This window comes from Pseudomonas sp. KB_12, assembly GCF_052114545.1.
Taxonomy (GTDB): domain Bacteria; phylum Pseudomonadota; class Gammaproteobacteria; order Pseudomonadales; family Pseudomonadaceae; genus Aquipseudomonas; species Aquipseudomonas brassicacearum.
Genome location: NZ_JBFREY010000010.1, coordinates 85,865 through 97,897 on the forward strand (window position 1 = coordinate 85,865; position 12,033 = coordinate 97,897).

Below are 12,033 nucleotides of genomic sequence, written 5' to 3' on the forward strand. Positions count from 1 at the left end.
GGATGGCGTTGATCAGGCTTGAAGTTTACCGCTTGAAGCCAGTAGCGGCTACGAAGCCGCCCGGCTTGCCGCAAGGGTAATCGACACCGACTCGGCAAATCGCAAGGCGTGGGGTTTGTCGACTTCGACTTCGGCGTACAGCACCGATTCGTTGGCCATGACCAGGTCGAGCAATTCCTGGGTCAGGCGTTCGAGCAGGGCGAAGCGGTTGCCTTCCACGTGGGCGATGATCGCCTTGGTGATGGTGCGGTAGTTCAGCGCGTGGTCGATGTCGTTGTCGCGCACAGCTTCCTGGGCAGCGTAGAGAATGGTCAGGTTGATCAACACATCCTGCTTGTTGAGGATTTCATCCTCGTTGATGCCGATGAAGGTGCGCAGGCGCAGGTCCTTGACCTTGATGCGTGCCATGGCTGGCTGAAGTTGTGGCATTTAATTGCTCCGTCGAATCAATTGCAGGAACTCCTGGCGCGTGGTGCTGGAATCGCGAAAGGCGCCGAGCATCACCGAGGTGTTCATGGTCGAGTTCTGTTTTTCGACACCGCGCATCATCATGCACATGTGCTGGGCCTCGATCACCACCGCCACGCCGGCGGCCTGGGTGACCTGCTGCACCGCGTCGGCGATTTGCCGGGTCAGGTTCTCCTGGATTTGCAGGCGGCGGGCGAACATGTCCACCAGCCGGGCGATCTTCGACAGCCCCAGGACCTTGCCCGTAGGAATATAAGCCACATGGGCCTTGCCGATGAAGGGCAACAGGTGATGTTCGCAGAGTGAATAGAGTTCGATGTCGGCGACGATCACCATTTCATCGCTGTCAGAGGCGAACAGCGCGCCATTGACGATCTGCTCGACGCTTTGTTCATAGCCATGGCAGAGGTACTGCATGGCCTTGGCGGCACGCACCGGGGTATCGAGCAAACCTTCGCGCTCGGGGTTTTCCCCCAGGCCTATAAGGATCTCGCGGTAGTTCTGGGGCAGGGATAGCGTCATGGTGCATCCTCGAAACAAGGCTATTTGACGTGCCGCCCGCCGTTGACGGTCAGGGTCGTGCCGGTGACATAAGGGTTGTCCAGCAGATAACGCAGGCTCTGGTAGATCACTTCGCTGCCGGGTTCGATGCCCAGCGCGGACTTGGCCAGGGCCTTGGCGCGGTAAGCCGCGTTGTCCTCGGGGTTGAACAGTAGCAGGGCCGGGGCGATGCCGTTGACCTTGATCGCCGGGGCGAACTTCGCCGCGAACGACAGGGTCAGGCTTTCCAGGCCGGCCTTGGTGGCGCAATAGGCGATATGCCGGGCGCTGCCTTTGCGGGTCACATCATCGCTGATGTGCACGATATCCGCCGGGGTTGAACGCTGCAGCAGCTCGGCGCCGTGCAGGTTGATCAGGTAAGGCGCAAGCATGTGCACGCCGAACATGGCGTTGAAGGCCGCTGCTTCGCTGCCCGGGTCCTCGGCCAGCCAGGCCGAGGCGTTGTGCACGATGGCCCGCAGCCGGTCGGTGTGCTGCTTGAGTTGTTCGATGAAGGCCAGGATCCCCGCTTCGCTGGAGAAGTCGGCAAACAGCACCACCGCCCCCAGGTCCCGCAGCGTCTGCACGCCAGGGCGTTCGGTGCGATAGGTCGCGATCACCGGTTGCCCGTCTTCCAGCAATCGCCGGGCACAATGCAGGCCGACGCGCTGGGCTGCGCCAGTGATCAGGATCGGGGCGATGGCGCTGGACATAGGACGGCTCGGTTCACGGCAAGAGCAAAACTATAACAGCGACGCGGTGCGCGTCCTATGTCCAAAGGTGAATCCAGAGTTCCCCTGTGGGAGCTAGCTTGCTCGCGATAGCGGACTGACGGGCAACACTTGGTGTGGATGTACCGGCCTCATCGCGAGCAAGCTCGCTCCCACAGGTTTGAGGCTCCCACACGGATCAATGTGCAGGCTGGCGACATCAATGATTCTGCGTCGCCGGCAACGTCCGCTGTGGCGCGCCGTTGAGCCAGTTCGCCAGCAGATGGGTCGACATCGGGATAAACAGGTAGACCATCAGTGGCGTCAGGATCAGCGTGCTGATGAACACCCGGCTCAACAGGCCCAGTTCGCCCAGCAGCGGCCCCAACAGGAAATTGAACAACAGCGACACGGGAAAGAACGCCAGCCAGATGGCCACGGCCTGTTTCCAACGGGGCGGACGCTGGCCGACCGCACCGAACCAGCCATCGATGCCACGCACCCGATGTTCGGAGGGATGGGCAAACAGATCGCTGCCCCGTCCCAGCCAGGCCGTGCGAGAAGCAGAGTGTTCCCAGGCGTGCAGCGTCTGCTCGTCGGCAAAACGGAAGATGATCTGGAATTCATCGTCCTCGGGCGGTGGAGCGAGCACGCCGGAACCCAGGTAGCCGGGAAAGTCGGTTGCCAGTTGTTCGCCTTCGCGCAACCAGGCGATCAGGTCCTGATAACGTCCATTGGCAACGCGGCGGGCAACCATCAGGGTGACGGGAGAGGTAGACATTATGTATCTCCGTAAGACAGGCGCGGTACTCCGGGTAGGAGGTTCGCGGGGGACGCCCCGGGGTGGTGGGTAGCGTCTGGTCGCCAAAAAACAGGCAAGAATTATTCCCGATTGCGCATAAAACAACAAAACCGCACATCGAGTATGTTTATCCTTGTCATGACATGTCCTGGGAGGGGTAAACTAGGGGCCAATTTGCCAGCCGGAATTGTCTGCCAAAATGAGTGTAATCACCGAGGATGGCTTCGTTTTCCAGGGATCAGGTGCGTTGAAGCGGGAAGACCTGTTTCCCATTCGCGAAGTCGCGCGCATGACCGGCGTTAACCCCGTGACCCTGCGTGCCTGGGAGCGGCGCTACGGTCTGATCCAGCCTACCCGCACCGAAAGCGGGCATCGCCTGTACTCGTTGAGCGATATCGAAAAGGTGCGCAGCATCCTGGCCTGGCTCGAGCGCGGGGTGGCCGTCAGCAAAGTGGGAAAGATCCTGGCGAAGACCGAGTCGGTGCAACCGGTCTCCACGCTGATCTCATCCGATCTGGTCAGGACCGATCACGCCCGCTGGCAACAACAGGTGGCGGACGCGGTTAGCAATTTTGACGATGTAGAACTGGATCGCGTCTACGGGCAGGTCTTTTCCACCTACACCGTGCCGATCGTATTCCAGGAAATCCTGATGCCGCTTTGGCGACAGCTATTGCAGCGCCAGCAGACGTTCGGGCAAGCCAGCGAATGGGTGTTTCTTGATGGTTTCCTGCGTTCGCGCATCGCCCAGCGGCTCTTGCTCAAGCGCGAAGGTGCGTCGCCGCGTGTCCTGGTCTGCGCGATTGCCGATCATTGCCATGAACTGGAGTTGCTGGTCACGGCGCTGTTCCTGTCCAAGGAGGAAGTGGGCGTCAGGCTGTTGTCGATCGGCCTGCCGTTCGAGGAATTGACCCTGGTGTGCCAGAAGGTCCAGCCGGTGGCATTGGTGCTGGTTTCCAATCATGCGCCAGCGGTCGATTTACCTAAACGCTTGGGGAAGTTGGCAATGAGCCTGGATTGCCCGTTGATGCTGGCTGGTGATGCATCCGATCTGGCACAGGAGAGCCTGGTTGGATCGTCGATCGGTTGCCTGGGCAATGAAGGAGCGGTGATGCGCCAGCGCCTGCGTCAATTTCTGGCAGGCAACCTCGACACCTAGAGATGCATGGAGGGATGGGTCAGGCGATGTTGCTGCAGGATGTACTGGCGCAGGCGCTCCGTCTCGTCCTGGTCATTCTGGCTCAGGTGGTAGGCAAACAGGCCGCGATCGGTTTCCCGTTCGAAGGTTCCTCGCAAGGAAATTCTCTCGTAGCCTGATGGGCTGAACCACAAGGCAAACTGCTTCGGCGGTTTGGTTCGACTGCGGTTTTCCAGCAATACGCCTTTGCAGGAGACTTCGTGGACCCACAGCGGTCCCGGCTGACCCTTGATATTTTCCAGCGCCACCGGCTCTTCGAGCGCCAGACGCCATGGGCGTATCTTCGGTCCGTCCTCGTAGATGCTCGGTACACCCAAGCGCAGGTGCATCGCATGGAATTCGTCTTCCACCAGATGCAGCGGAAAGGTCATTTGCTGGTTTTCGAAATTGGCTTGCAGCGTAACCTGCTCATTTGCCGCCAGACGTGTCAGCAAGTCACGGATCTGCGACCCACCGTTTACCAGCAAGCTCGACGTGACATCCCGCTCGTTCAGTTGCGGGTTGTGTTGCATGGTTCGGATGAAATCCAGTTCATCCTGCGTCAGAAGGGCATCGCGCTGCATGATCTGCTCGAAATGATTATTTACGTGTTCACTGGTGATTGTAGTGACTGACCATTAATTCGTGGTTTTGTTTGAACCGTTCGTCGCTTCGAGCCGGGCAATTGTCTCCCGCGCGTCGGCCAGCTCCTTTTCCAGCTGTGCGACGCGTTGTTGAGCCTTGACCTGGGTCGTGACGTCTTTTTGCACACCCACGAAATAGGTATGTCCGTCAGCCTGGTTTTTTACCGTGGACAGTGACAACTCATTCCAGAACGGCGTGCCGTCCTTGCGGTAATTGCGCAGCACCTCACGACAGGTACCACCCTCTTTCAAGGCTTTGCGAATCAGCTCCAGCGAGGGCTGGTCCCTATCACCCGATTGCAGGAACCGGCAATCCTGATAGAGGATTTCGTCGCGGTGATAACCGGTCAATCGTTCGAAGGCCGGGTTTACGTAGATCAGGATATTGTCTTCGCCTTCTTTTTCGGCGATGACAATCCCGTCGTTCGAAGCATTGATGACCAGTTGCATCAGTTGAGCGTTGATCATGGGGAGAACCCTTTGAACATCCTTGTCGAAGCAGCATTCTAAAAGAAATCGACAGGCTGTCCACTGGCCATTAGGGCCGTTGAGAGCCATTCGCAGCCTGACAGGCGCAACTGGTACTATTCCGGCTCTTTTTTCAGGTTCAGGATCAGATTGATGAAAGTCGCCATTCTTTCCGGCTCGGTGTATGGCACCGCCGAAGAAGTCGCCCGGCACGCCGCCAAACTGCTTCGCGAGGCAGGCTTTGAAACCTGGCACGACCCGCGTGCGACCCTGGCGGATGTGCAGGCATTCGCCCCAGAGGCCTTGCTGGCAGTGACTTCCACGACCGGCATGGGCGAGTTGCCGGACAATTTGATGCCGTTGTATTCGGTCATCCGCGACCAGTTGCCCGGGTTCTTTCGTGGTTTGCCTGGCGCGGTGATCGGCCTGGGCGACGCCAGCTATGGGGATACCTTCTGCGCCGGTGGCGAGCAGATGTGCGAGCTGTTCGTCGAATTGGGCGTACGCGAGGTGCTGCCGATGCTGCGTCTGGATGCCAGCGAAAGTGTCACGCCGGAAGCCGACGCCGAGCCATGGCTCGCTGAGTTGATCGACACGTTGCGCGCTTGACGCGGGTGCGCTGACTCGTTCGGCCAGTAAGCTGGCTGCCAACGCAACTACCGCCTCTGAAAGAGCTGACTAGACTGATTTTCTTGCGTACGACGTTTCGATCGAGACATATAACAAGAAACCAGAGGTCAGAGCCGTGAGCGTAGCGCCCGTCCAAACGACACTCAGCATCAAGGATCAGGTCAGTGCGGCCGAATGGCAAACCCGGGTGGACCTTGCCGCCTGTTATCGGCTTGTCGCGCTGCATGGTTGGGATGACCTGATCTTCACCCATATTTCCGCAAAGGTTCCCGGTACCGAGGATTTCCTGATCAACCCGTTCGGGATGATGTTCCATGAAATTACCGCCTCGAGCCTGGTCAAGGTCGATCAGGCCGGCAACAAGTTGATGGACAGCCCCTACGAGATCAACCCGGCCGGCTACACCATCCACAGCGCGGTGCATGAAGTGCGCCATGATGTGGCCTGTGTGCTGCACACCCACACCGCTGCTGGCGTGGCGGTATCGGCCCAGAAGCAGGGGGTGCTGCCGATCAGCCAGCAATCGCTGTTCGTGCTGTCGAGCCTGGCCTATCACGCCTACGAAGGTGTGGCCTTGAATCACGAAGAAAAGGCTCGCCTGCAGGTGGACCTGGGCGAGAGCAACTTCCTGATGCTGCATAACCATGGCTTGCTGACCTGCGGCGGGACCATCGCCGATACCTTCCTGATGATGTTCACCTTTCAGCGGGCCTGTGACATCCAGGTCCTGGCGCAGAGCGGCGGGGCCGAACTGATTGCCATCGAGCCGCAGATCCTGGCTGGCGCCCGGGCGATGATCGCCGGGGTGACCAAAAGCGCCCAGGGCATGGGCGGCGCGTTGGCCTGGCCGGCGTTGTTGCGCAAGCTCGATCAACAAGACGCCGGGTATAGAAGCTGATGCCCCTGGCCCAGATTCCCCTGCGTATCTGGCGCCAGCGCAGCCAGATCTTCATGTTCCGTGGTCATGCCATCCGTTACTGGGTGGCCGGGCAGGGCGAGCCGCTGCTGCTGATCCACGGTTTTCCCACCGCCAGTTGGGATTGGCATTACCTGTGGCAACCGCTGGCGCAACGCTACCGGGTGATCGCGTGTGACATGCTCGGTTTCGGCGACTCCGCCAAACCGACGGATCACGTCTACAGCCTGCTGGAGCAAGCCGATCTGCAACAGGCCCTGCTCGCGCACCTGAATGTGCGGGGCGCGCTGCATGTGTTGGCCCACGATTACGGCGACAGCGTGGCCCAGGAACTGCTGGCGCGGCATTACGAAGCGCGCATCCATCTCGCCAGTTGCGTCTTTCTCAATGGCGGCCTGTTCCCGGAAACCCACCGCCCAGTCTGGGCCCAGAAACTCTTGCTCAGCCCCCTGGGGTGGCTGTTGGGGCGGGCGTTCTCCCGGGAAAGCCTGGTCAGCAGCTTTCGGCAGATTTTCGGCCCCAGGACCACCCCCACTGAAAGCGAGTTGGATGATTTCTGGAGCCTGGTGCAAGCCCATCACGGTCCGAGGATCATGCACAAGCTCATCGCCTATATTCCCGAACGCCGTGTGCAGCGTGATCGCTGGGTGCAGGCGATGCAGCGCGGCGACGTGCCGTTGCGGGTGATCGACGGCGCGCTCGACCCGATTTCCGGTGAGCACATGGTGGCGCGCTACGAGGTCCTGATCCCGAACCCGGACACGGTGTTGTTGCCCGACATTGGTCATTACCCGCACATCGAGGCGCCGGTGCAGGTGCTCAAGCATTACCTGGCGTTTCGCGAAGCCATCACCGCGCCGAGCAGACAAATGGCCTGTTCATGACGACACCCTGTGGGGGCTAGCTTGTGTGGGAGCGATTGTGAATACGGAATTTGTGGGTAACAAAATCCCTTGTGGGAGCGAGCTTGCTCGCGATGGCAGCGCCGGAAATTGAATGTGCCGCCGTGGCCTGGGCCTGCATCATCCCCTCACCTTATCGCCCACCATTCACTGGCAACCGTGTTGATTGTGACCGGCCGACTTGTGCCGGACACTCGTGCCCATTGTCCTGTCCGCCTGCTGGAGTTCTGTCATGAGTGAGTCTGTGCGCTTCGAAGATAAAGTCGTGATCGTCACGGGAGCCGGCGGTGGCCTGGGACGCGCCCATGCGCTGCTGTTCGCCAGGCAAGGCGCGAAAGTGCTGGTCAACGACCTTGGCGGCTCGGCTCAAGGGGAAGGGGCCAACGCCTCGGCAGCAGACCGGGTGGTCGCCGAAATTCGCGAGGCGGGCGGCATCGCCGAGGCCAACCACGACTCGGTGACCGATGGCGACAAGCTGGTACAAAACGCCCTCGACGCGTTCGGTCGCGTCGATGTGGTGGTCAACAACGCAGGGATCCTGCGGGACAAGACGTTCCACAAAATGGACGACGCCGATTGGGACCTGGTCTACCGCGTCCACGTCGAGGGCGCCTACAAGGTGACCCGGGCCGCGTGGCCGCACTTGCGTGAGCAAAACTACGGGCGGGTGATCTTCACGGCGTCTACCTCGGGCATCTACGGCAACTTCGGCCAATCCAACTACGGCATGGCCAAGCTCGGCCTCTATGGTTTGACTCGGACCCTGGCCATCGAAGGCCGCAAGAACAACATCCTGGTCAATGCCATCGCCCCCACCGGCGGCACGCGCATGACCGAAGGCCTGATCCCGCCGCAGGTATTCGAACAACTCAAGCCCGAACTCGTCAGCCCGCTGGTGGTGTACCTGGCCAGTGAGACCTGCCAGGAAACCTCCGGCCTGTTCGAAGTGGGCGGCGGCTGGATGGGCAAGGTGCGCTGGGAACGCAGCCTGGGGGCGGGCTTCGATCCGCGCAAAGGCTTTTCGCCCGAAGACGTCGCCGCCCATTGGCAGCAGATCTGCGATTTCCAGGATGCGGTACATCCGAATGACAACCTGGAAGCCTTGAAAGAAATGATGGCGAACCTGCAACGCCACGCCATCTAAGCCTCATTGCCCGGGCCGGTTGCCGTCAGTCGCGGTAACCGTGCTCATGGAAAATATTTTTTCACCAGGGCCGCCAGGTTCGCGGCGGTCTCGATGTCCATCACCCCGTCATATCTGGCCGGACGAAAGTGCAACTGGAAAGCCCGCACCAGGCGCTGGAAACCGGTACTTGTCGTGGCCGCCGACGTGTCATAGCCATATTTCTTGAATAGGCCGAGCAACTGGTCGCGAAGGGGGACTCCGTTGGCTTGGTAAGCCTGCAAGAAAGTCTTTTGGGTGGTGTCATCGAACCAGGCACCGATGCCCTTGAGATACAACGCGTGCCAAGGGAACATCGGCCCCGGATCACTCTTTCGCCCAGCGGCTATATCCGAATGCGCCACCACGTTGACCGGGCTGATGTCCGGGTAGCGCTTGAGAATATCCGCCGCCAGATATTCGATCGCCTCGATTTGCTGAGCCTTATAGGGGGGAAAGGTAAACTGGCCCTGGTTATCGGTCGCCAGGTTGACAATCTCCACGCCGATCGAGCTGTCGTTCAGGTTGCTGCGGTTCCCCCAGCTGCTCACACCCGCATGCCAGGCCCGCTGGCTTTCGTCCACCAGGTTGAAAATCTGTGGCTCCTTGAAACCTGCTTTCAGATAGGTGGGGTCGCTAAAGTCGGGGATCAGGTAATGGGCGCTGATCGACGGGCCTATCAGTGCATTGATGGACGATGCGAAGTTGCCGGCGGTGTAATGGAAAATTAAAAAGCGAACGCGACTGTTAAAACCTTTTTTTGAACGATAGCTTGTGTTGTTTATTTGCATTCTCTGTAACTCGCTGGTTAATAAATCGAAGCGAAGTGCTGCGATTGATTTCAGCGTAACARTGGATTTTTTATGTGCGCGTAGTTGGATTCTGGCTTTGTTGTAGGAACGGGCGTTTTGATGGATGGGATTAAGTCTATTGGATGAGCGTTAAGGTGCGTAAGGCGATGTCCAATAGCCGCTGCAAACTGTGCAGCGACTATACGGAATTTCAAAAAACTTAGGGTAAAGATCTTTTTGATGAGCCGCGGCCTGATGCCTGGTTGGATCAACTAGATTCAGTGTACCTCTTCTCCAGTACGAATTTCGGTGCTTTCCAGTTCGGACCTTTGATAGCGACGGGCCCGTCGCCATTTGCTAGTACCCCTTCCTCAAATAACCTTGTATAGGTCATTAGTAGCTCTCCATTTGCTACAGCCTCAAATCGATAGCGAGCGATCATTCTGTCGAGTGACGGATATGCTAAGCCGATACCGAAAGCAGATACGATGTCTGTGATCGATTCGTTTTTTACGAGCTGCTCGATAGTGTTCATCAGAATTCTCCTTTCAAAAGTCGCTTGTATATTTCTTTCGTCTGCTTTTCAGCCGCCTCGAGTGCTTCCAAGGAATATAGCAATGATTCACTACTGCCAAGTTTATAATCCTCTAACGTCGCAGTATGGGCATTATTCCATTCGGCCGATCCGTTGCTCGGAATGAAGTCATCTGTGAGGCCTTGGGCCCTAAATCTCTCCAGCTCTCTTGTCTCGTGAGTGTAAAAGCGTTTGTCGACATCGGTTATAGCAATCTCTTCCTTCAAAATTCTCTCAAGCCGCTCGATCATCACGTCATTGGCATCAGACTGATCGAGCCGAGCGATGTGCAGCTTCACAGCATCAATTCCCTCCTGAGTGACCGTCGCGCTTCTCCAATCCAACTCCAGAATAGGCCCACCAGCCTGCTCCGGGTTGAAATCGCGTCCACTGTGCTCACCTTTGGTCGTTGCCCCTTCATAAGGACTGCTAAAAACGGTATAGAACGGTTGGATACCCGACTCAATTGGGAATACCGTAATGAATCCACCAAAACTGTAATTATCCAGTTCCGGATGTGTATCGATTCGCCCGTCTACAGCCACTGGAGTCGCACCACTGTAGGCTGCAAGGTTTGGTGCGTTCGCCGGTAGGTATGTGGATGCATTACCTGGTCTTGTAATGGGGGTCCAGGTCATCCCGATCGACTCGGTATCCGGGCTGCGGGACCAGTAGAAATCACCGTGCGGATCAAGCGTGGCTAGCCGGACCGGTACTTTGGAAGGTACCGAGGGTCCAGTACTGCCAGCAACCACAAACTCCCTTTTATTGACCGTGGTTCTGGAGCCGATAACGACAGGCAGTTTGATTTCACCCTGTGTCGCTGCGATAGCGTACAAATCATCACTATTGTCAGATAGGAGTTCCGACAGCGGGACGCTCAGGGCGTAGAGGTCTCCGTTGCCCAATTGTGATGGATAAAGCAGCGCAGCAAACCCTCCGATAACGGGTGTTGCCACGGCAGATATAGCTTCGATGACGGCCGGAATTGCCGTACGTAGCATCGTGTTGATTGTCAGGGCGGTTGTCGGACTTATGGCGAGCTCGCCCTTCGAAAAGCTGAATGCTGGAGCAGTAGCGACGGTAGGGGCTGATACGGGAAATGTACGAGCGGCGAAGGCTTTTTCACGCGCCTTTTCCGCTTCTGCCAGTTGTCGGGCTTTTGTCGCCGCGACAGCTGCAATCTTTGCCCGTTCTTCCGCTTCACGTAGAGCTTGAGCCACCTTTTGTGCTTTTTCAGCGGCCAAACGCTGTACTTCTTTTTGCACCTGCTCCTGAGCCTGTACCGCAGCCAGCCATTTAAGTACTTCGACTTGCTGCTGATTCAGCATATTGATGGCTTGGGACAGCAGCCTTGCCTCGTACGCTGCCTTGAGCGATGTGGCCCAGGCTTTTATCGCAATACCGTTTGGGGGGACTAGCCTCTCTAGGGTCAGGGCTTTCGGATAGAACGCCTGTAATGGCTTACCGATTGGATCGACGCCGTAGAAACTATTGGCAAGCGCTGTTTTTTGATGGAATTGGGCGGTTTTTCGCGCCAACAGTGTATTGCGAACGCTCAATTCGCGAGCGATTGCCGCTGCGGGGGGAAGAGAGCGTGTCGATCCCTCAAGCCTAATCGCCGCCAGATCGTTCTCAATGGTTTGCGGCAGCTTGCTGAGCTGGGTTTGGTACGTGCTTTCTGCAGTTTTGGTCGTGCTCTTCAACGTATGCAAAACCATACCGATCGCAGGTTCAAAACCTGCATGGCTATAGTCAGAAAAGCTCGGCGAAGCTGAACTGTCACCATCGGTGCCTATATGAGCCCTGCCTGCCGAACGATCCGGCGTGCCGCCATGTCCATGGTTGGGAGATGGTGAAGAAGAAGGTGGCGTGCGAGGTATACCTCTATTCACAAGGATATTTTTTTCTTGCTGCATATCGAGTTCCTTTCGAATCGAATCTGAATAGCCACGCCGTCATTCAACACATGCGGTCGTTCACGGCTATTTGCGTAATCACCCATCCCGGGCGACCAAGGAAACTATAAGTTCGAACTCTCAATGCAGGCAGGTGAGCCTTTCCGACAACAACGTAGGAAACAAGAAGTTTTAACTCGGAAATAGCCGCACATAAAAAAGGCCGCTGCAAAAAGCAGCGGCCTAAGCGTGACGTTGCAAAGGAGCTACAAACCAACGTCGGTAAACACGGGATGATGGACCGATACGCCAATCCATCCGAAGACGGTGTGCCAGGCAGGCAGGAGGGAT

14 protein-coding genes are annotated in these 12,033 nt (G+C 57.7%); 5 read left to right on the plus strand and 9 right to left on the minus strand.

The annotated features are described in order from the left end of the window. Nucleotides 1-48 precede the first annotated feature (48 nt). The 4 genes from folX to AB4Z20_RS10665 form a co-directional block, all read right to left on the minus strand. The gene (folX, locus tag AB4Z20_RS10650) at nucleotides 49-429 is read right to left on the minus strand and encodes a dihydroneopterin triphosphate 2'-epimerase (protein ID WP_014340149.1); all 381 of its coding nucleotides are present in this window, start codon (nucleotides 427-429) and stop codon (nucleotides 49-51) included. Further along, nucleotides 430-990, minus strand: coding sequence for a GTP cyclohydrolase I FolE (gene folE / locus AB4Z20_RS10655; RefSeq protein WP_003205453.1), 561 nt, complete (start codon nucleotides 988-990; stop codon nucleotides 430-432). A 20-nt stretch (nucleotides 991-1,010) separates the two neighbouring features. Further along, complete coding sequence (gene folM, locus AB4Z20_RS10660; RefSeq protein ID WP_442089858.1) at nucleotides 1,011-1,721, minus strand: dihydromonapterin reductase; 711 nt, start codon at nucleotides 1,719-1,721, stop codon at nucleotides 1,011-1,013. 217 nt (nucleotides 1,722-1,938) lie between these two features. Continuing rightward, on the minus strand, nucleotides 1,939-2,499 hold the full coding sequence (locus AB4Z20_RS10665; protein ID WP_442089859.1) for an antibiotic biosynthesis monooxygenase: 561 nt from the start codon (nucleotides 2,497-2,499) through the stop codon (nucleotides 1,939-1,941). A gap of 220 nt (nucleotides 2,500-2,719) precedes the next feature. Between AB4Z20_RS10665 and AB4Z20_RS10670 the strand changes: the two genes are divergently transcribed. Then, on the plus strand, nucleotides 2,720-3,679 hold the full coding sequence (locus tag AB4Z20_RS10670; RefSeq protein ID WP_258689341.1) for a MerR family transcriptional regulator: 960 nt from the start codon (nucleotides 2,720-2,722) through the stop codon (nucleotides 3,677-3,679). Here the strand turns inward: AB4Z20_RS10670 and AB4Z20_RS10675 are convergent. Continuing rightward, on the minus strand, nucleotides 3,676-4,281 hold the full coding sequence (locus AB4Z20_RS10675) for a hypothetical protein (protein ID WP_018604184.1): 606 nt from the start codon (nucleotides 4,279-4,281) through the stop codon (nucleotides 3,676-3,678). The genes AB4Z20_RS10670 and AB4Z20_RS10675 overlap by 4 nt on opposite strands. Nucleotides 4,282-4,335: 54 nt before the next feature. Next, nucleotides 4,336-4,809: a PAS domain-containing protein gene (locus AB4Z20_RS10680; RefSeq protein WP_253478063.1), complete on the minus strand. Its 474-nt coding sequence runs from the start codon at nucleotides 4,807-4,809 to the stop codon at nucleotides 4,336-4,338. Nucleotides 4,810-4,962: 153 nt separating this feature from the next. Here AB4Z20_RS10680 and AB4Z20_RS10685 point away from each other — a divergent pair, with 153 nt between their 5' ends. The 4 genes from AB4Z20_RS10685 to AB4Z20_RS10700 all read left to right on the plus strand — a co-directional run bounded on the left by AB4Z20_RS10685 (nucleotide 4,963) and on the right by AB4Z20_RS10700 (nucleotide 8,401). Beyond that, nucleotides 4,963-5,418: a flavodoxin gene (locus AB4Z20_RS10685; RefSeq protein ID WP_442089860.1), complete on the plus strand. Its 456-nt coding sequence runs from the start codon at nucleotides 4,963-4,965 to the stop codon at nucleotides 5,416-5,418. A gap of 136 nt (nucleotides 5,419-5,554) precedes the next feature. Then, the gene (locus AB4Z20_RS10690) at nucleotides 5,555-6,337 is read left to right on the plus strand and encodes a class II aldolase/adducin family protein (RefSeq protein ID WP_320389427.1); all 783 of its coding nucleotides are present in this window, start codon (nucleotides 5,555-5,557) and stop codon (nucleotides 6,335-6,337) included. Next, nucleotides 6,337-7,239 (plus strand): alpha/beta fold hydrolase, encoded by a 903-nt coding sequence (locus AB4Z20_RS10695; protein ID WP_442089861.1) that lies wholly within the window; start codon nucleotides 6,337-6,339, stop codon nucleotides 7,237-7,239. The genes AB4Z20_RS10690 and AB4Z20_RS10695 overlap by 1 nt, the downstream gene beginning before the upstream one ends. 250 nt (nucleotides 7,240-7,489) lie before the next feature. Further along, nucleotides 7,490-8,401, plus strand: coding sequence for an SDR family oxidoreductase (locus tag AB4Z20_RS10700; RefSeq protein WP_427002419.1), 912 nt, complete (start codon nucleotides 7,490-7,492; stop codon nucleotides 8,399-8,401). Nucleotides 8,402-8,445: 44 nt separating this feature from the next. On the opposite strand, the gene AB4Z20_RS10705 is transcribed toward AB4Z20_RS10700, so the two are convergent. The 3 genes from AB4Z20_RS10705 to AB4Z20_RS10715 form a co-directional block, all read right to left on the minus strand. Then, on the minus strand, nucleotides 8,446-9,210 hold the full coding sequence (locus AB4Z20_RS10705) for an N-acetylmuramoyl-L-alanine amidase (protein ID WP_442089862.1): 765 nt from the start codon (nucleotides 9,208-9,210) through the stop codon (nucleotides 8,446-8,448). A 268-nt stretch (nucleotides 9,211-9,478) separates the two neighbouring features. Then, nucleotides 9,479-9,745: an immunity protein gene (locus AB4Z20_RS10710; RefSeq protein ID WP_442089863.1), complete on the minus strand. Its 267-nt coding sequence runs from the start codon at nucleotides 9,743-9,745 to the stop codon at nucleotides 9,479-9,481. Next, nucleotides 9,745-11,703, minus strand: a complete 1,959-nt coding sequence (locus tag AB4Z20_RS10715) for an S-type pyocin domain-containing protein (RefSeq protein WP_442089864.1) — start codon at nucleotides 11,701-11,703, stop codon at nucleotides 9,745-9,747. The genes AB4Z20_RS10710 and AB4Z20_RS10715 overlap by 1 nt, the downstream gene beginning before the upstream one ends. Nucleotides 11,704-12,033 lie beyond the last annotated feature (330 nt).